This is a genomic window from Bosea sp. 29B, from assembly GCF_902506165.1.
Lineage (GTDB): Bacteria > Pseudomonadota > Alphaproteobacteria > Rhizobiales > Beijerinckiaceae > Allobosea.
In genome coordinates this window covers 1,073,399-1,091,623 of record NZ_LR733817.1, presented here as the reverse complement: position 1 = coordinate 1,091,623, position 18,225 = coordinate 1,073,399, and the positions used below count along the sequence as shown (strand labels likewise).

Annotated in this window: 22 protein-coding genes and 1 tRNA gene; 18 read left to right on the top strand and 5 right to left on the bottom strand. The window is 68.1% G+C overall.

Annotated features, from left to right (window positions below):
- The first annotated feature begins 14 nt into the window (after positions 1-14).
- From GV161_RS05280 to GV161_RS05235, 10 genes are all read left to right on the top strand, one after another.
- Entirely contained in the window at positions 15-341 is a 327-nt protein-coding gene (locus GV161_RS05280) for a hypothetical protein (protein WP_152015696.1), read from the top strand.
- 84 nt (positions 342-425) lie between these two features.
- Positions 426-779 carry a hypothetical protein gene (locus tag GV161_RS05275; RefSeq protein ID WP_152015697.1) on the top strand — a complete coding sequence of 118 codons (354 nt, stop codon included), beginning with the start codon at positions 426-428 and terminating at the stop codon, positions 777-779.
- Between the two features lies 1 nt (position 780).
- Complete coding sequence (locus GV161_RS05270; RefSeq protein WP_152015698.1) at positions 781-1,152, top strand: hypothetical protein; 372 nt, start codon at positions 781-783, stop codon at positions 1,150-1,152.
- Positions 1,149-1,457 carry a hypothetical protein gene (locus GV161_RS05265; protein ID WP_152015699.1) on the top strand — a complete coding sequence of 103 codons (309 nt, stop codon included), beginning with the start codon at positions 1,149-1,151 and terminating at the stop codon, positions 1,455-1,457. Before GV161_RS05270 ends, GV161_RS05265 begins: the two co-directional genes overlap by 4 nt.
- Complete coding sequence (locus tag GV161_RS05260) at positions 1,454-2,194, top strand: hypothetical protein (RefSeq protein ID WP_152015700.1); 741 nt, start codon at positions 1,454-1,456, stop codon at positions 2,192-2,194. The genes GV161_RS05265 and GV161_RS05260 overlap by 4 nt, the downstream gene beginning before the upstream one ends.
- Complete coding sequence (locus GV161_RS05255) at positions 2,191-2,541, top strand: hypothetical protein (RefSeq protein WP_152015701.1); 351 nt, start codon at positions 2,191-2,193, stop codon at positions 2,539-2,541. Before GV161_RS05260 ends, GV161_RS05255 begins: the two co-directional genes overlap by 4 nt.
- Positions 2,531-4,498, top strand: coding sequence for a ParB/RepB/Spo0J family partition protein (locus GV161_RS05250; protein ID WP_159650157.1), 1,968 nt, complete (start codon positions 2,531-2,533; stop codon positions 4,496-4,498). The genes GV161_RS05255 and GV161_RS05250 overlap by 11 nt, the downstream gene beginning before the upstream one ends.
- Positions 4,495-5,001, top strand: a complete 507-nt coding sequence (locus GV161_RS05245; RefSeq protein ID WP_152015703.1) for a thermonuclease family protein — start codon at positions 4,495-4,497, stop codon at positions 4,999-5,001. Before GV161_RS05250 ends, GV161_RS05245 begins: the two co-directional genes overlap by 4 nt.
- A 2-nt stretch (positions 5,002-5,003) precedes the next feature.
- The gene (locus GV161_RS05240) at positions 5,004-5,357 is read left to right on the top strand and encodes a hypothetical protein (RefSeq protein ID WP_152015704.1); all 354 of its coding nucleotides are present in this window, start codon (positions 5,004-5,006) and stop codon (positions 5,355-5,357) included.
- Positions 5,354-5,839 carry a hypothetical protein gene (locus tag GV161_RS05235; RefSeq protein WP_152015705.1) on the top strand — a complete coding sequence of 162 codons (486 nt, stop codon included), beginning with the start codon at positions 5,354-5,356 and terminating at the stop codon, positions 5,837-5,839. Before GV161_RS05240 ends, GV161_RS05235 begins: the two co-directional genes overlap by 4 nt.
- A gap of 137 nt (positions 5,840-5,976) precedes the next feature.
- On the opposite strand, the gene GV161_RS31090 is transcribed toward GV161_RS05235, so the two are convergent.
- The 5 genes from GV161_RS31090 to mnmA all read right to left on the bottom strand — a co-directional run bounded on the left by GV161_RS31090 (position 5,977) and on the right by mnmA (position 9,548).
- Positions 5,977-6,648 carry a hypothetical protein gene (locus GV161_RS31090; RefSeq protein WP_244624166.1) on the bottom strand — a complete coding sequence of 224 codons (672 nt, stop codon included), beginning with the start codon at positions 6,646-6,648 and terminating at the stop codon, positions 5,977-5,979.
- An 87-nt stretch (positions 6,649-6,735) separates the two neighbouring features.
- Positions 6,736-6,879, bottom strand: a complete 144-nt coding sequence (locus tag GV161_RS05225; protein ID WP_159650156.1) for a hypothetical protein — start codon at positions 6,877-6,879, stop codon at positions 6,736-6,738.
- 691 nt (positions 6,880-7,570) lie between these two features.
- Positions 7,571-7,647, bottom strand: a tRNA-Met gene (locus tag GV161_RS05215).
- Positions 7,648-7,737: 90 nt separating this feature from the next.
- On the bottom strand, positions 7,738-8,367 hold the full coding sequence (locus tag GV161_RS05210) for a class I SAM-dependent methyltransferase (RefSeq protein WP_152015706.1): 630 nt from the start codon (positions 8,365-8,367) through the stop codon (positions 7,738-7,740).
- The gene (gene mnmA, locus GV161_RS05205; RefSeq protein ID WP_152015707.1) at positions 8,364-9,548 is read right to left on the bottom strand and encodes a tRNA 2-thiouridine(34) synthase MnmA; all 1,185 of its coding nucleotides are present in this window, start codon (positions 9,546-9,548) and stop codon (positions 8,364-8,366) included. The genes GV161_RS05210 and mnmA overlap by 4 nt, the downstream gene beginning before the upstream one ends.
- A gap of 249 nt (positions 9,549-9,797) precedes the next feature.
- Between mnmA and GV161_RS05200 the strand changes: the two genes are divergently transcribed.
- The 8 genes from GV161_RS05200 to GV161_RS05165 all read left to right on the top strand — a co-directional run bounded on the left by GV161_RS05200 (position 9,798) and on the right by GV161_RS05165 (position 18,168).
- Positions 9,798-11,477 carry a flagellar hook-length control protein FliK gene (locus GV161_RS05200; RefSeq protein WP_152015708.1) on the top strand — a complete coding sequence of 560 codons (1,680 nt, stop codon included), beginning with the start codon at positions 9,798-9,800 and terminating at the stop codon, positions 11,475-11,477.
- A gap of 14 nt (positions 11,478-11,491) precedes the next feature.
- Positions 11,492-12,169 (top strand): flagellar hook capping FlgD N-terminal domain-containing protein, encoded by a 678-nt coding sequence (locus GV161_RS05195; protein ID WP_152015709.1) that lies wholly within the window; start codon positions 11,492-11,494, stop codon positions 12,167-12,169.
- Between the two features lie 111 nt (positions 12,170-12,280).
- The gene (locus GV161_RS05190; protein ID WP_038359348.1) at positions 12,281-12,556 is read left to right on the top strand and encodes a DUF1153 domain-containing protein; all 276 of its coding nucleotides are present in this window, start codon (positions 12,281-12,283) and stop codon (positions 12,554-12,556) included.
- Positions 12,557-12,756: 200 nt separating this feature from the next.
- Positions 12,757-14,445, top strand: a complete 1,689-nt coding sequence (gene fliF, locus GV161_RS05185) for a flagellar basal-body MS-ring/collar protein FliF (RefSeq protein ID WP_152015710.1) — start codon at positions 12,757-12,759, stop codon at positions 14,443-14,445.
- 71 nt (positions 14,446-14,516) lie between these two features.
- On the top strand, positions 14,517-15,545 hold the full coding sequence (gene fliG, locus GV161_RS05180; RefSeq protein WP_244624203.1) for a flagellar motor switch protein FliG: 1,029 nt from the start codon (positions 14,517-14,519) through the stop codon (positions 15,543-15,545).
- A gap of 269 nt (positions 15,546-15,814) precedes the next feature.
- A complete protein-coding gene (locus tag GV161_RS05175; protein WP_159650155.1) occupies positions 15,815-16,399 on the top strand; it encodes a FliH/SctL family protein in 585 nt (194 codons plus the stop codon).
- A gap of 6 nt (positions 16,400-16,405) precedes the next feature.
- Positions 16,406-16,759 carry a flagellar motor switch protein FliN gene (fliN, locus tag GV161_RS05170; RefSeq protein ID WP_152015713.1) on the top strand — a complete coding sequence of 118 codons (354 nt, stop codon included), beginning with the start codon at positions 16,406-16,408 and terminating at the stop codon, positions 16,757-16,759.
- A 44-nt stretch (positions 16,760-16,803) separates the two neighbouring features.
- Complete coding sequence (locus GV161_RS05165; protein ID WP_152015714.1) at positions 16,804-18,168, top strand: sigma-54 dependent transcriptional regulator; 1,365 nt, start codon at positions 16,804-16,806, stop codon at positions 18,166-18,168.
- Positions 18,169-18,225: the final 57 nt, after the last annotated feature.

The following is an 18,225-nucleotide window of genomic DNA, read 5'->3' as shown; positions in this document are numbered from 1 at the left end:
TGAGCTTGCTAACCATGGCGACGGCCGGTGGTCTCGCCGCCATCCTGGAGCAGTCGCGCTCTCAGACGGCGGCTTTGGTTTCAGGGCTGGCAAAGCTTCAGGGCGTTCCCGCCACGCCCCAAGGGCAACCGCAGAGCACAGCCGTTGCTGGCGCGCAGGCGCGGACTTCGGCGCCGCGACCTCCTGCTGGCGCTTCCGTTCATATGCATAGGAGCGTTCCATTTTATCTGATCGACGACGAATACGTCGCGACCGTCAACGGCAAGGAAGTCAAGGCCTCCACGACTGACCTAATGAAGCTCCGAATCAGTTCTGCGTTGAACGGCGAAAACCCCGCTTGATGCGGAAATTTACCCTCATTGACTTGACAGGGTAAATTTACCCTCTTAGCCTCACCCTCCATCCGCAACCGATGGAGGGCGTCGATGCACGCTGTCACCACCTCAGAGACGGGCCCGCGTTCGGCAACCAGCGCCGAGCTGCTCAAGGCCCAGCTTGTCGCCGAGCCGCTCGCCTGCCGCGCTCGTCAGGCGCTCGGCCGCGGCGATGGCCTCGGCTCCGCCGTAACCGCTGTCGTCGTCGCCGACATGGTCGAGCTCTTCGCCGTCGGTCGCGAGGAGCGCGGCTTCGCCGACGTGCAGGACCTGGTGCGCGCCGGCTATGACGGCGAACTCGCCTGGAAGCTCGGGCCGGCCGCCGGCAAGGAGCTGGCCCGGCGCGTCGCGCTGGCCGAGACCGAGCGCAGCGGCGATCTCGACGACGCGCCGGAGGCTGCCTGACATGGCCGCTTTCGCACTCAGCGAGGAGGAGATCGCGCGCCGCCGCGCCGCGATCCTCAGGCTGCAGCAGGTCACGGCGGATCTCGCCAGCTTCACGCAGCTGATGCAGCATGGGCGTGGGCAGGAGGGTCTTGCCCTCGGTCCCCTTGCCATGGCGGCGCGCAAAGGCTGGGCCTGCGCGCAATACGTCCTGATTCAGGCTGAAGGCGGCATGCCGTCGGTCGATCTGATCGCGGCCATAGCGCAGAGGGAACCGGGGCTCGCCTGCCCGAACCTGCGCCGGCTCGCGGACACGACATTGCTTGCCGCCGAGGCGCGGCTGCACGGTCGCCCGCCGGCCCCCGCCCCAAGCCTGCGCGAGGCCAGCCGATGAGCGCGGGCAAGCATAGCGAACGCGATATGGCCGAAGGCTACGTCGCCTTACGCGGCGCCATGTCCCGTGCCGAGGTCAAGGCAGCCGAGGATGAGGCTGCGCTGGCGGTAGCGCGCCTGGCAGCCGATGAGGCTCGCCTTGCCCATGAAACGCGGACAACGCTGGCCGACGCGCAGTTCCGGGCCAAGCTGCTCAACGGCGACACCGGCTTCGACGCTCTCGACATGGCCGATCTCGATGCGCTGCTCGGCATCGCCGACGGCATAACTCAGCGCCGCCGCGCGGCCGAACAGGTGCTGCTGTGAAATCCCCCGCGACCGTCCCGGCGCAGGCCGTGCCCTGGGCCCAGACCGCCAGCGGCCGAGCCCTGCCGCTCGGTCGGGCGATCGAACCCGGCGGGCTCGACATCCGGCGCGATGTCGGCGTGCCGCTGGGCAACACCGGCCGCTTCGCCAATCAGACGGCAAGCGGCATTCTCTATTCCGTCGCGCAACATTGCTGCATCGGCGCCGACTGGATCATGGCGCAGACCTTCGATTACCGGCTCGCCATGGCCTTCCTGATCCATGACGCGCCGGAAGGCCCGCTTGGAGACTGGACCACGCCAGTCCTGCAGGCGATGCAGATGGTGCTCGACGAGATGCGCCGCGAGGCCGGGCACGACCTGGTGCCGCGCATTTCCATGGCGGCGATCAAGAAGCGCATCAGCGATCCGATCGACCGCTACGTCCATGCCGAGGCGGGCCTGCCCTGGCCGCTGCCGCGCGAGATCGCATCCTACGTCCACCTGATCGACCGGCGCATGCTCAAGATCGAGCGCGAACATCTGCTCGCCCGCCCGCCGCGCGCCTGGGATGCCGGCATCGAGCAGTTGAAGCCGCTGCCGCTGAAGCAGCGGATCAAGCCGATGTCTTCGGCCAAGGCGGCCGAGAACTGGATCAACCGTTTCGAGGATTGGAGCGCCCGGCTTCATGCCGACAGGGGCGCCGGCCAGGGCTCGCTGATGGCCCTCGCATCGACAATCCGCGAGGCGGCGGAATGACACGGATCCGGCCAGCCGAGCGGCGCAAGTCTGCGACCTTTGAACTGGTCTACCAGTTCAAGCCCTATGCGGTGACGATCAGCCGCTTCGACAGCGACGTCAGCGATCCCGGCGCCGGCGGCGGCCCCGTTGCCGAGGTCTTCGTCTCCGGCCCGAAATCTGGCGAGCATATGCATGCGATCGTGCGCGACGCCGCGATCCTAGCCAGCCTCGCATTGCAGCTTGGCGCGCCGGTTGACGCGCTGCGAGCTTCCGTCTCCCGCGATGAGCGCGGCCAGCCTCATTCCATCATCGGCGCCGTGCTCGACGCCCTCGCCATTGAAGAGGCGAACCATCATGGATCGTGACATCCGCGAATTCTGGCCGCACGACCTCGTGCTGTCGCCGCTGAACTGCCGTAAGAACGATGACGACGTCACCGAGTTGAAGGCGTCGATCGCCCATCGCGGCGTGCTGCAGCCGCTGATCGGCAGGCTTCGCCCCGACGATACGGCCGAGATCGTCGCCGGCGGGCGCCGGATGCGCTGCGCCCGGGAGCTCTTCGACGAAGGCGTCCGGGCCGAGAAGGTCCGCGTCATCCTGCTCGAGGAAGGCGATGACGCCGACGCCTATGAAATCTCGATCGCTGAGAACGTCACCACAAGGCCGCTGCATCCCGTCGTCGAATTCGAGGCCTTCGCCGCCCTGGCCGAGCGCGGACGCACGCCAGACGAGATCGCGGCGCATTTCGGCATCACCGTCCGGCAGGCGCAGCAGCGCCTCGCGCTCGGCGGACTTCACCCCGCCATCCGTGCCGCATGGCATGACGGGCGGATCACGGCTGAGGCGGCGCGCGCCTTCACCCTGGCAGAGCCGGCCGAGCAGGCGGCCTATCTGGCGAGCGCAGGCCAGAACGATCTGCGCCCGCTCGCCATCCGCGATCATTTCGCGAGGGAATCGGTTCCCGCGACGACGCCGCTTGCACGCTTCGTCGGCGCCGACGCCTATACCGAAGCCGGCGGCGCATTGGTGCCGGATCTCTTCGCCGAGCATCGCGACTTCGCAGACGGCGCGCTGCTGCGCCGCCTCGCCGAAGGCATTCTCGACCATGAGGCGGAACGGGTGAAGGAGGTCGAAGGCTGGGCCGAGGTCCTGCATGGCGACGCCGCACGGGACCGCTTCACCTGGCAGCGCCTGCTGAAGCCGCCGGAACCGGATGGCCACTATGATGAGGATCCCGATCAAGCCGCTTGGCTGTCACTCTCCGCCGAAGACCGGGCCAAGGCCGTCGCGGTGCTGGAGATCGGCGAGGAAGGCCAGCTCCGGAGCCTGCGCGGCTTCATTAAGGCGCCATTGCCGAAACCTTCTGCCGTCAAGCCGGAGCGCACGGCGCTGACGAAGGCGGCGACGCGCGCCCCGGAGCCGCAGACGGAACTGCCGGAGACGGTCGAGCTGCCGACGCAAGCCGAGCAGGCAAAGCTGCCCGTCGCGGTGCTGGATACGCTCGCAACCGCCGCGACCAGTGCGGCGGCCCATGTCCTCGCCGGCGAACCGCGCATCGCTTTTGCGGCGCTGATCGCCTCACAGGTCAGCCGCGGCGGGCCAATCCGCATGTCCAATGACGGCCTGCGCCAGGGGCCCAGCCTCGGCTGGCCAGAAGTCGAGGATGGCGGCGCCGCTTTCAGCGAGGCCTTCCGCACCTGCCTGCAGCTGCCGCCCGAGCGCCTGACCAGCCTCGCCGCCCGCGTCATTGCCCGCAGCCTCGACTTTACTGCCAAGGCGGTCGCGCGCGGCATCGACCCGGCGGCGGTGCAGGACCTCCGCTGCGCTCTGCCGGCAGCGGCGCACCGCAAGGCTCTGGTCGCCGCCTTCGACGCATCAGCCTATTTCGCCGCCGCGCCGAAGGAATTCGCACTCGCGGCCCTGGCCGAATGCGGCGCCGCCAATCTTGCCGCGGCCAAGCTGACCAGGGCGGAAGCGGCCGAGCATGCCGCCCGCCTCGCCGGCGAACAGGGCTGGCTGCCGCCGCTGCTGCGCGGCGAGGCCTTCGACGCGACAGCCCCGCTGTCGCGCATCGACGCCGCGCCGGCACCCGAACCGCTGACGGCTGCCGAGGCGGCGCTGCAGATCTGGGAGCAGCAGGAGCAGGAAGCCCCGCAGACAACGGCCGGAGCTGTCCGCTCCTACTATGCGAAACTGAAGGTTCCGGATCTGCGCTTCCTGCTGAAATCCCGCGACGTGACCATCCCCTTCGGTGCGACCCGCGAGGCGATCATCGATCTCGCCTGTCAGTCCGACACGAACTTGGCCGAGGCAAGCCAATGACCCGCAATCCGAATGATTGGGCCGGCAGCGGCGAGTATCGCCGCGAGCTGCGCCGCGCCCGCCTGCTGCAATACGGTCTGGGGGCGGCCGTCGCCGGCGTCTTCACCCTGCTTTTCGGTATCGTGCTGGTCAGGGCGGAGGAGGTCGACGGCGACCGCATCGTCATCATCGACGGCGACACCGTCGCCCTGCCGGGCGGCGAGCGCATCCGGATCCTCAACATCGACGCGCCGGAGACCAGGGGCGCCCGCTGTGAGGCGGAAGCGGTCGCCGGCTATCGCGCCAAGGAGCGGCTTGCCGAGGTGATCCGCGGCGGCAAGGTCGAGGTCACCCGCTGCGAAGCCTCCGGGCGCTGCCAGGACCGCTATCGCCGCACCCTGGCGCGGCTCTCCGCCGGCGGGCGGGACCTTGGCGACGTGCTGGTCGCCGAGGGTAAGGCGCTCGCCTGGGCCACCGGCCCGGCCGCCCGCCAGAGCCGCGTCGCCTATTGGTGCGGGAGGTAGCGATGGCGAGGCTGAGAGACCTGCTCGACCGCATGGTCGCCAATCGTGCGGCCCGCGACGTCACCGAAGAGCGCAAGCTGCTCGCTGAATTCGCCGAGTTGCGGCGGGATAATCCACAGGCCGGCATCGTCGTCGGCACGCTGGATATCCCGCCCGACTGCTATGATTTTACCATTGACCTCGGCGCCTGCGACTTCGGCCTGGTGCATTGGGTGGCGCTGGCCGATTCTGCGCTCGAGCATGCGCTCAAGCTCATGACCGAGATGCCCGATCCGCCGGCCGACCTGATGGCCAGCATCATGCGGAGCCGGGCCGAGATCGACTTCGCCGACGACTCGGCCGAGGCGGTGCAATGAACCCGCTCTCGACCGATCTCGCCAAGGGCCTGCCGCCTTCCGGCGCCCCCGGCGATTTCCTCGGCCGCGACGGTGCCGGCAATCTATTTCTGCTGCGCTGGAGCGCAGGTGGCTGGGTGGCCCTCGGCTATGAAGGCGCCGGCGCGGCGACCCGGCCGACCTGTCGCGCGCTGACGGGCGTCGATCAAGGACTGATCACGGCGCATCGCGCGCTCGGCAAAGCGATATGCCGCGCCGATCTCGACGCGGCCGTGCTCGCAGTGCTGGCCCAGCGCGACGTGGCGATCACCGCTGTCATCCGCGGCATCGTCGCCACGCGGCCGGGCTGGCGCGACCTCACCACCAGGCGGATCCTGACCGCATGCCGCCGGCTGGAGCGCGCCCGCCTGATCGAACAGGCGCAGACATCCTACGCCGTGATGCTGTCCTGGCGGATCACCCAGGGCAGCCGGGAGCAGCATCATCGGAAAGGCGTGCACTGATGGCCGGCGGCGTTAACGAGATCTGATGCCGCGCGCCGCCGCCAAGCCGCCGCAGGCTCTCGACCCTGCCATTGCCCGGCTGGTCGAAGCGCTTGCGCGCGAGGCGGCCCGCCGCGATCATGCCGCCGCCACCGGCATCAGGATGGACTATGACACGCGCGGCCCTCTACGCCCGGTTCTCGACCGATCTGCAAAGTGACCGCTCGGTCGAGGACCAGCTCGCGCTTTGCCACGCCTACGCGGCTCGCCAGGACCTGAGCGTCACTGACATATTCGCCGACCGCGCCGCATCGGGAGCCTCGATCCATGGCCGGCCGGACTATCAGCGGCTGATCGGCCTCGCGCTTGCCGGGCAGTTCGATGTGATCCTGACCGAGGATCTCGACCGGCTCTCGCGCAATCTCGCCGATATCGCCCGGCTCTATGAGACCGCGCAGTTCGCCGGCGTGAAGCTCGTCACCGTCGCCGACGGCGAGATCAGCGAGATGCATATCGGGCTCAAGGGCACGATGTCGGCACTGTTCCTGAAGGGGCTGGCTCAGAAGGTTCGACGCGGCCTCGCCGGCGTCGTTCGCGACGGCCGCAGCGCTGGCGGCCGGGCTTATGGCTATCGGCCGGTTCCAGGCCAGCCCGGCAAGCTGGAGATCGTCGAGACGGAAGCCGCGATCATCCGCCGGATCTTCGCCGAGTATCTTTCCGGTGATTCGGCGCGCACCATCGCCGGGCGGCTCAACCAGGAGGGTGTGCCGCCGCCGCGCGGGCGCTTCTGGACCGCGATCACGATCAACGGCAACCGAAAGCGTGGGCACGGTCTGCTGCTCAACCCGATCTATGCCGGCAAGCGCGTCTGGAACCGGGTGCGCATGGTCAAGGACCCGGCGACAGGCAAGCGCATCTCACGCGTCAACGGCGAGGGTGACTGGCAGGAGCAGGATGCGCCGGAGCTGGCGATAGTCGATCGCGCTTCTTATCAGGCGGTTCAGCAGCGCCGGGGCAAGCGGGTCGAGAAAAGCCCGCGCGATCGCGCCGCGCCGCGGCACCTACTCTCCGGGCTGCTGCGCTGCGGAGCATGCGGCGCCGGCATGTCGATCAAGGATCGGCGCAGGAACCGCACGCGCATCCGCTGCACGCAGGCGATCGAGGCGAGGAGCTGTTCAGATGGTCGCGCCTATTGTCTCGAGGATGTCGAGGCGGCCGTCGTCGGCGGACTGAAGCAGCAGCTCGGCCAGAGCGAGGCCATCGCTCTCTATGTGAAGGCCTATAACGACGAGCGCCTACGGCTGGCGGCGGACGCGATCAATCAACGCGCACAGGCGGAGAGGCGATTGGCGGCAGCCGAGCGGGCCTATGATCGGGTCTATCGCGGCTATATCGACGGGATCATCGACGAGGAGGAATCAGCCCGCGAGCTGCCGCGACTTCGCGCAGAGAAAAAGCGTCTGCAGGACGAGCTCGCGGGGCTCGACGAGCCCCCGAAACTGGTCACCTTGCACCCGGCCGCCGTTAAGCACTATCTGGCAGCGATCGAGGCGCTGGCGCAGACGATCAGGGCCGGCAGCGCGTTCGGCGCCGAATCAAAAACCTCCCTGCGCGATCTGATCGCGACCGTGACGGTTCACCCGGCGCGAGTCGGGGAAGCTCCGGAGATATCGATAGAGGGCCACCTGACGAAGCTGGTTGGCGGCGACCATTTTCCGACCCGCCGCGTTGGGGGGGGACGGGGGAATTTGATGGTAGCGGGAGAGGGACTCGAACCCCCGACACGCGGATTATGATTCCGCTGCTCTAACCAGCTGAGCTACCCCGCCCCGATGGCGACGCACCGTGAACGGCGGTCAATCGCGACGGCGCGGATATAGGGGGCGGGGGGCGCCGGCGTCAAGCCTTGATGACGCGGTTTAGCGCAGCTTCCTCAGCCTGACCACCTTGAAATAGCCCTGGCCGACATGGACGGTCTCGTAGCGGCCGGTGCTGGCGGCCCAGCCGGTCAGGCGCGAGACCTTGAAATCGCTGCTCCAGCCGATCGCCCTGGCCAGCGGCGCGACTGCCTTCCAGAACGGCGCGGCGAAGCCGCCATCGTCGACCAGGCGGCTGGAGATGACGATCTCGCCGCCCGGGCGCAGCACCCGGTCCATCTCGGCGAGCGCCTGCTCGGGATCGGGCACGAGGGTGATGACGAACTGGGCGGTGACCGCGTCGAAGGAGTTGTCGGCGAAGCCGAGCCGGCAGGCGTCCATCACCATCAGGCCGCGGACATGGTCGAGATTCTGGCTCAGCACCTTGGCGCGGGCGACGCGCAGCATGTCGAGCGAGAGGTCGGCGCCGACGACCTGCTTGTCGCGCTCGAAATAGGGCAGGGTCAGGCCGGTGCCGACGCCGATCTCGAGGATGTCGCGGCCGCTGGCGCAGGCCGCCGCCACCGCCTCGCGCTGGGCGCGGGCAAGCAGGCCCTGATAGATCCGGTCGTAGAACTTCGCCCAGACCGCATAGACGCGCCTCTGCGCGTCGAGACCGTTCGTCGTCGTCATGAGATGGCGTAGGCGGGCTCGGGCTGCGGCGCCGGGCGAGGCGCCCGGTTGGCCATGATGACGCCGCCGCCGAGCACGCGGGCTCCGCTGCCGGCATGGTCGTAGATCACGCAGGCCTGGCCGGGCGAGACGCCCTCCTCGCCCTGCGCCAGCAGGACATGCACGCCCTTGTCGTCGACGAGCAGGCGGGCCTCGCGCGGGGCTCTGGTCGAGCGGACGCGGACCGCGACCTCGATGCCCTCGGGCGGCAGCTCGGCGAGCGCGAAGTCGCCGATCCAGTTGAGATCACGCAAGTCGACGCGGCTGACGCTCAAGGCCTCGCGCGGGCCGACGATGACATGCGCGTTCTCGGCGTCGAGCGCGACGACATAGAGCGGTTCGGCGCTGCTGATGCCGAGGCCCTTGCGCTGGCCAACCGTGTAGCGCAGCACGCCCTCGTGCTCGCCGAGCACGCGGCCGTCGAGGTGGACGATGGCGCCGGGGCGGGCGGCGCCCGGCTTCAGGCGCTCGATCACTTCGGCATAGCGGCCGTTCGGCACGAAGCAGATGTCCTGGCTGTCGGGCTTGTCGGCGATGGCGAGGCCGAATTCGGCGGCGAGCGCCCGGGTCTGGACTTTGTCGAGGCCGCCGAGCGGGAAGCGCAGCAAATCGAGCTGCTCCTGTGTGGTGGCATAGAGGAAATAGCTCTGGTCGCGGCTCTCGTCGGCGGCACGAAAGAGGCCGCGATGGCCGGTGCCGAGATCGCGGCTGGCGACATAATGGCCGGTGGCGAGCGCATCGGCCCCGAGCTCGCGGGCGAGGCCGAGCAGGTCGCGGAACTTCACGGTGCGATTGCACTCGACGCAAGGGATCGGCGTCTCACCGGCGAGATAGCTTTCAGCGAAGCGCTCGATCACCGCGTCGCGGAAGCGGCTCTCATAGTCGAGCACGTAATGCGGGATGCCGATCGCCTCGGCGACGCGGCGGGCGTCGTGGATGTCCTGGCCGGCGCAGCAGGCGCCGGCGCGATGCACGGCTTCGCCATGGTCGTAGAGCTGCAGGGTGACGCCGACGACGTCATAGCCCTGGCGCTTCAGCAGCGCCGCCACCACTGAGGAATCGACGCCGCCCGACATGGCCGCGACGACGCGTGTCGCCGCGGGCGGCTTGGCGATGTCGAGCGAGTTGAGCGAAACGGTCATCAGGGTTCCGGGCGGGTTCGAGCTGGAGAGCCCGAGGATTTGGGCGCTCTATAGCGGTTTTGACAGATGCCGGCCAGCATCCGGCCGGCAATTCCTGCCGAGTGGTGCCGTCCGATGACGTCATTCCTGCCGGGTTCGGGGTGCAGTCGATTCAATCAAGCTATTGAATTATAACGATTTTCTGGTTGGCTCACCTCTTGCTGGGAGAGCGGCGGCCACATCGTCACGGTTCCGTTCCGGAGAGTACCCATGTCAGCTGCGCCGGTTTCGCGTTCCTCTGCGCTGCCTGAGATCACGTTTCCGAGCCGCCGCGGCCCCGAGCGGGACGCCTCGGAACAGGCTTTCACCCTGCCGCCCGAGCCGGCGGACCGGCCGCGTCCGCGGCTGGATGACGATCGTCCCCGCGCGCGTCTCGATGATGACCGCAACGCCCGCGATGAGGCCGGCATGCGCGATCAGGCGAAGCCGGACGATGGCGCCCGCAAGACGAGCGCGGCTGATGCCAGGTCGTCGACCCGTGCCGACGATACCGGCAAGGACAGGAAGACTGCGGACGCCAGCGAGACATCCGACAAGACCAAGGCGGAGGCTGGCACAGACAAGGCTGAGGTGAAGGACGCCTCGGCGAGCGAGACCAAGACGAGCGAGACAGCTGCCGGCGACAAGCCAGCCGGAGGCAAGACGGTCGAGGAGCGCAAGGCCGCGTTGGCCGCTGCCCTCGACGGAGCGCCGGTGATCGGGAAGGGCACGCCGGACGAGCAGGCCGCCGCAGGTGCGGTGATGCAGCCCGTGCCGCCGCCTGCGATCGCCGCAGAATTCCTCGCGCTCGCGGCAGCCGCGCTCCAGGGCGGCGTGCCAGCAAAGCCGGAAGGCGTGACCACTGAGGACGGCAAGGCCGTGACGGCGGCTGGTGCGACCGGGGCTACGACGGCGCAGGCAACCGGCGAGGCCATCGCCGTGCCGGTCCCGCCAGTTCTGCCGGCGAAGGCCGACGGCCAGGCGAGCGCGGGCGGCGAGGCCGCCGCTGCCGACATCAAGGCGGGGCTGAAGCCGCAGCTTCCGGCTGCCGGTACCGAAGCCAAGACTGACGGCAAATCGGGCGAAGCCAAGTCCGGCGGCGCGGAGCAAGGCGCGGCGAAGACGGCTGAGACCAAGTCGGGCGAGGCGCAGGCCGCAGCCAAGGACGATAGCGAGACCGGCAAGGTCGCTGCGAGCGCCGCTGGCAGCGATACGAAGGCGACGGGCGATACCAAGGCTGCCGACAGCGCCGCTGCGCCTGCGGCCACCGGGCAGACGACGCAGGCTGCGTCGACCGAAGCCACCAGCGGCGCGCAGCAGGCAAGCGCGCCCTTGAGCCCGCAGGCGATTCTCGCGGCCGGGCCGCAGAGTTTGACCGCGCCGCAGGCGCCATTGACCGAGCTCGACGCCGCGGCCCAGGCGACGGCCCGTGCCCAGGCCGAGGCGGCCCACAAGATGACTTCCGGCGAGGCCGGGCGGCCGACGCCGCTGCATGTCGTGCCGATCGAGATCGGCGCGAAGGCGCTCGCCGGCAACAGGCGCTTCGACATCAGGCTCGATCCGGCCGAGCTCGGGCGCATCGACGTCAGCCTGGAAATCTCCGACAAGGGCGATGTCAGCGCCAAGCTGACCGTCGACCGGGTCGAGACGCTGCATATGCTGCAGCGCGATGCCCGGACGCTGGAACGCGCCTTCGAGCAGGCCGGCCTGAAGCCGTCCGAAGGCGGAATCGACCTCAGCCTGCGCGATCCGGGCGGCCAGCAGGCGGGCGGGCGCCAGCAGCAGGGCGACGAGACGCCGCGCGGCCGCCGCACCTGGGTCCAGGCCTCCGAAGACAGCGCGCTCGTCACCGATGTCGCGACCCTGCCGCGCAACGCCAGCCGTCTCGGCGGCGTCGATCTCAGCATCTAAGGGAGGGACGCGCCATGACCGTCTCCAATACCGGCAAGCTGTCGAATTCCCAGGTTGCGGCCGCCCAGAACAACACCGCGGGTGGCAACGGCACCTCGATCGCCAATAATTTCGACCAGTTCCTGACCCTGCTGACGACGCAGCTGAAGAACCAGAACCCGCTCGATCCGCTCGACACCAACCAGTTCACCCAGCAATTGGTGCAGTTCGCCGGCGTCGAGCAGCAGCTCAAGCAGAACGAGACGCTGACCGCGCTGCTCGGCGTCAGCAAGGCGACGACGGGTGCGAGCGCGATCGGCTTCGTCGGCCAGACGGTCACGGCCGACGGCGCCGCGACGCCGCTCAAAGAGGGCAAGGCCGAATGGAAGCTCAACGCCTCCAAGGGCGGCACCGGCACGGTCACCATCAAGGATTCGAGCGGCAAGGTCGTCTACAGCGGCACGAAGACGCTGACGGCCGGCGACCAGACCTATAGCTGGGACGGCAAGACCTCGACGGGGTCCACTGCGCCCGACGGCGAATACACCATCACTGTCGACGGCAAGGATGTCTCCGGCGCGGCGATCACGGTCAAGACCGAGATCACCGGCAAGGTCGACGGCATTGACTTCTCGACCACCGTGCCGACGCTGCTGATCGGCGCGATCAAGGTCCCGCTCGACAAGGTCAAATCGGTGAAGAGCACGTCCTGACGAACCCGTCATGAGCCATGCCGAAAGCCTGCGTGATTGCTTTAGGCAAAATTTAAGCCCGTCGGGGCTAGGCTCTCTGGCAGTAGGTCTGTTGAGTTGTGTGAGAGTACAATGACCGAGCCGCTGCGACCGCGCGTCAAATATGTGATCGGGCCCGATGGCAGCCCGTTGACGATCGCCGATCTGCCGCCGATGAACACGCGCCGCTGGGTGATCCGGCGCAAGGCCGAGGTCGTCGCCGCCGTGCGTGGCGGCCTGCTCAGCCTGGAGGAAGCCTGCCAGCGCTATACGCTGACGGTCGACGAATTCCTGAGCTGGCAGATGTCGATCGACCAGCATGGCCTCGCTGGCCTGCGCACCACCCGTATCCAGCACTACCGCCAGTAATTTCTTCTGGCGTCTGCAGAAATTCGGGAGGCGCCGGCCGAGAGGCCGGCGCTTTTCGCATTTCGGCGATGTGGCATTTCAGCCGAACTGTCCCGTTTCCTAACCGTCGTTAACCGGGCGCTAACCATGCACCGGGAAAAACTTGCCTAGTGGTGTGTCTGTGCGTTGGTCTCGCAGACACCGGGCGACGGAAGAACGACGTGAACGGGCTAGTCGAACAGTTCCGGAGATTCGGCGCGGCGCGGCTGGCGGCTATGCTGGCGGTGACGCTGGCGCTGATCGGCTTCTTCGCCTTCGTCATGCTGCGCATGTCGCAGCCGGCGATGGGCGTGCTCTTTGCCGACCTGTCGAGCCAGGACGTCGGCGCCATCACCAAGGACCTCGACACTCGCGGGATCAAATACGAATTGCGCGGCGATGGGCAGACCATCCTGGCACCGCGCGCCGATGTGCCGAAGCTTCGGCTCGAGCTCGCCGGCAAGGGCATCCCGTCCGGCGGCGGTGTCGGCTACGAGATCTTCGACAAGGGCGATGCCTTCTCCTCGACCAGCTTCGTCCAGAACATCAATCATCTGCGTGCGCTCGAGGGCGAGCTCTCGCGCACCATCCGCTCGATCGGCCGCGTCCAGGCAGCGCGCGTCCATCTCGTCATCCCGGAGCGGCGCCTGTTCGAGCGCGACCGGGAGCCGCCGCGCGCCTCGATCGCGCTCAAGCTCGCCGGCGATCTCGACAACGCCCAGGTCAGGGCGATCCGCCATCTCGTCTCCTCGGCCGTCGATGGCCTGAAGCCCGACCGGGTCTCGATCGTCGACGAGCGCGGCCGGCTCCTCGCCGACGGAGCCCAGGGCGAGCAGGGCATGATCGGCGTCGCGCTGGACGAGCGCCAGGGCACGATCGAGCGGCGGATCAAGGCGCAGGTCGACGACATCGTCGCGAGCATCGTCGGCCCGGGCCGAGCCCGCGTGCAGGTCTCGGCGACGCTCGATTCGAACCGGATCGAGAGCCGCTCCGAGACCTTCGATCCCGAAAGCAAGGTCATCCGCTCCAGCCAGAACCGCAACGAGGCCTCCGCCTCGAACGAGCAGCGCGAGGGCGTCACCGTCGGCAACGAATTGCCGGGCGCGCAGCAGAACCAGGGCCAGCAGCAAGGTGCGCAGCGCGACACCAGCTCGAAGAACGAGGAAGTCGTCAACTACGAGATCTCGCGCACCACCCGGACCGAGGTGCAGGAGGGCGGGCGCATCCGCAAACTCTCCGTCGCCGTGCTGGTCGACGGGCTCTACAGCAAGCAGGGCAGCGAGGTCAGCTACCAGCCGCGGCCGCCGGAGGAGCTGGAGCGCATCTCGCAGCTGGTGCGCACCGCGGTCGGCTTCGACCGCCAGCGCGGCGACCAGGTCGAGGTCGTCAACCTGCGCTTCGCCGAGGCGCCGCAGGCGCCGACGGACCTGACCGAGCAGACGCTGATTCAGCAGCTCACCTCCTTCACCAGGGAGGACATCGTCCGCTTCGCCGAAATGGGCGTGATTGCGCTGCTCATCCTGATGGTGCTGATGGTGGTGGTGCGCCCGCTGCTCAAGCAGGTACTGGCGCCCGATCGCGAGCTCCGGGCGATCCCGAGCTTCATGCGCAACGGCATGGTCGTCGTCGACCAGGGCACGGGCGATCCGTCGACCTTCCCGTCCGTCTCAGGCAGCGCGGGGACCGGTTCCGGCGGAGAGGGTGGCCAGATCGACGTCGAGGCGCCGTCCGAGCGCATGCTCGCGATCGCGCAGATCAAGGGCCAGCTCAAGGCCCAGTCGGTCGAGAAGATCGGCGCCATGGTCGCGCAGAACCCGGCGGATTCCGTCGCGGTGCTGCGCAGCTGGATCCACGAGAAAGCACCAGCGTGACGGGAGCCTGAACCATGGCCGCGACACGCTCCATCGCAACCCGCAGCGGAAGCAGCGACTCCGACGGCGAGATGACGAACTATTCCGACGGCCCGATGATGCTCGACAGCATGACCGGGCCGCAGCGCGCCGCGGTCATCCTGCTCATCCTCGGTGAAGACCATGGCCGGGTGATCTGGCAGGAATTCGACGACGAGGAAATCCGGATCATCACCCGCGCCATGGCCGAGCTCGGTACGGTCGATGCCGATCAGGTCGAGAAGCTGATGCTCGACTTCGTCGGCCGGCTGTCCAGCGCGGGGGCGATCACCGGCTCCTTCGACCGCACGATCTCGTTGCTGGAGAAGATCCTGCCGACCGACCAGGTCGCTCTGATCATGGAGGAGATCCGTGGTCCTGCCGGCCGCAACATGTGGCAGAAGCTCGGCAATATCGACGCCGTCGTGCTCGCGAACTTCCTCAAGAACGAATATCCGCAGACGATCGCCGTGATCCTGTCGCGCATCCGGCCCGACCATTCGGCCAATGTGCTGCGCAATCTGCCGAACGAATTGTCGATCGAGGTGGTCGGCCGGATGCTGCGCATGGAAGCGGTGCAGAAGGAGGCGCTCGACCATATCGAGAACACGCTGCGCACCGAATTCGTCTCGACGCTGACGCAGACGCGCCGGCGCGATCCGCACGAGATGATGGCCGAGATCTTCAACGGCTTCGATCGCCAGACCGAAGTGCGCTTCCTCGCCGCGCTCGACGCCACCAACCAGGAATCGGCCGAGCGCATCCGCGCCCTGATGTTCACCTTCGAGGATCTCGGCAAGCTCGATTCCGCCGGCCTGCAGACGCTGATGCGCCAGGTCGACAAGGATGCGCTGGCACGTGCCCTCAAGGGAGCCAACGAAGACATGCGCGCCTTCTTCATGGGGGCGATGTCGCAGCGCGCCGCCAAAGTCCTGCAGGACGACATACAGGGCCTCGGGCCGCTGCGCCTCAAGGAAGTCGACGAGGCGCAGATGAAGATGGTGACCCTGGCCAAGGACCTTGCCGAGAAGGGCGAGATCATCATCTCCAAGGGCAACTCCGAAGACGAGCTGGTTTACTAGAGGCTTTCATGGACCATGGATGAGACTTGGGTGAGGTCAAACCGTCCGAATGCCAGGAGCATTGTGCGGCCGATACCGCTGGTATCGGCAAGCGATGCGACGCCGCAGTCGGCCGGTTTCACCTCACCGCGCAGCGGCGTGGCGCTTTTGCCCGATTGCGGCGTCGCTCGTCACGGCCAAGCCGGAAGGCTTGGCCGCACCAAGCTTCTGGCACTCGTACAAAATCGCCAACGCCCAAGCCTCATCCATGGCCCATGAAAGCCTCTAATATGGCAGCAGCCAAGAAATTCATGTTCGCCACCGACTTCCGCGGCAACGGCAGCAAGGCGGTCGACGAGGCGACGCTCGAGGCCGCCCGGGCGGATGGATTCCACAGCGGGCTCGACCATGCGCGGCGCGAGGCCGACCAGCAATTGGGCGCACTGCTCTCGCAGCTGGTGCGCCAGAGCGAGCGATTGCTGGCGCACCAGGATGAGCAGCTGGCGCAGATCGAGGCGCAGGCTGCGCAGCTTGCGATCGCGACCGCGCGCAGCCTTGCCGGTGCGGCGCTTGCCGACAAGCCGCTGGCGCAATTGCTCGATGCGGCGCGCGAATGCCTTGCCCATGCCCGGCATGCGCCGCACCTGGCGATCCGGGTGCATGAGAGCCTGGTCGAGACCGTCGAGGCCAAGCTGTCGGCGTTGGCGCGCGAGACCGGATTCGCCGGCCGCATCGTCGTGCTGGGCGAGCCGGACATCGCCCTCGGCGATGGCCGGCTGGAATGGGCCGATGGCGGCATCGCGATCGAAAGCGCAACGCTCAATGAGGCGGTCGACAAGGCCGTCAGGGCCGTCTTCGGCCCGGCAGCGGGGTAAGAGACAATGGCAAACGAAAACGACCTCAACCTGCCGCCGCTCAACCCGGCCGATCTCTCCTTCGATAATTCCGGCTCCGACTCGGTCGCGCGCTCCGGGCCGGTCCCGGTCAAGACGGCGGAGGACCTCGAGCAGGTCTTCGACGTGCCGGTCACCGTCTCGGCCGTGCTCGGCTCGTCGCGGATCGCGGTCGGCGACCTCTTGCGCGTCACGCCCGGCACCGTGCTGGAGCTCGACCGGCGCGTCGGCGAGGCGATCGACATCTTCGTCAACGAGCGCCTGGTGGCGCGCGGCGAGGTCGTCGTGGTCGAGGAGCGCCTCGGCGTGACCATGACGGAAATCATCAAGACCGACCGGTGACGAACCGGCCGGAGCGACTGCATTCTTCAAGGAAGGCCTGAGCCATGCGCCTCATCATCGTCGGCAGCCTCAAGGGCCAGCTCATCACCGCCGCCAAGATCGCGGTGTCGCAGGGCGCCGCCGTCACCCATGCCGAGAGCATCGAGCAGGCGCTGGCGGTGCTGCGCACCAAGGGCGGCGACCTGCTGATGGTCGATGTCGAGCAGCCGATCGCCAAGCTCATCGCGGCGCTCGAGGCCGAGCGCATCCGCACCCCGCTGGTCGCCTGCGGCACCTCGACCGATGCCCGCGCCGCCGTCGCCGCGATCCAGGCCGGCGCGCGCGAATATGTGCCGCTGCCGCCCGATCCCGAATTGATCGCTGCCGTGCTCGCTGCCGTTGCCGGCGACAAGGCGAGCCTGATCTGGCGCGATCCGGCGATGGAGCGCGTCGTCCAGCTCGCCAACCAGATCGCACGCTCGGATGCGCCCGTTCTCGTCACCGGCGAGAGTGGCACCGGCAAGGAGATGATCGCGCAGCATCTGCACCAGAAGTCGCTGCGCAAGGACAAGCCCTTCGTTGCGGTCAACTGCGCCGCCATCCCCGACAACCTGCTCGAATCCGAACTGTTCGGCCATGAGAAGGGCGCCTTCACCGGCGCGATCGCCCGGCGGATCGGCAAGTTCGAGGAGGCCAATGGCGGCACGCTCCTGCTCGACGAAATCTCGGAGATGGATGTGCGCCTGCAGGCCAAGCTGCTGCGCGCGCTGCAGGAGCGGATGATCGATCGGGTCGGTGGAACGCAGCCGGTCAAGGTGGACCTGCGCATCATCGCGACCTCGAACCGCAATCTCGGCGACGCGGTGCGCGAGGGCTCTTTCCGTGAGGACCTGTTCTACCGGCTCAACGTTGTGCACCTGCGCCTGCCGGCGCTGCGCGAGCGGCCGGGCGACATCCTGGCGCTGGCCGACCATTTCGCCAGGAAATACGCCGAGCTGAACGGCATGCCGCTGCGACCGATCGCAGCCGAGGCGCGCAAGCTCCTGCTCGGCAACAGCTGGCGCGGCAACGTTCGCGAACTCGAAAACACCGTGCATCGCGCCGTCCTGCTGGCGCAGGGCGTCGAGATCGGCACCGAGGCGATGCTGACGCCGGAAGGCGAGACGCTTGGTCCAGCCAGCGGGCGAGACGTGGCGTCGCGGGCGGCGCAGACGGCCGAGGCGGTGACACGCGGCCTGGTCGGGCGGACCGTGGCCGATGTCGAACGCGACCTGATCCTCGACACGCTCGATCATTGCCTCGGCAACCGGACCCATGCCGCCAAGATCCTCGGCATCTCGATCCGGACGCTGCGCAACAAGCTCAGCGAGTATGTCGCGGCAGGGGTTCCCGTCGCCGAGCCGGGCCAGGCGCGGACGACCTCGCTCTGACACGCGATGACAAGCCCTGAAAAGCAAACGGGCCGGAGCGAAAGCTCCGGCCCGCTG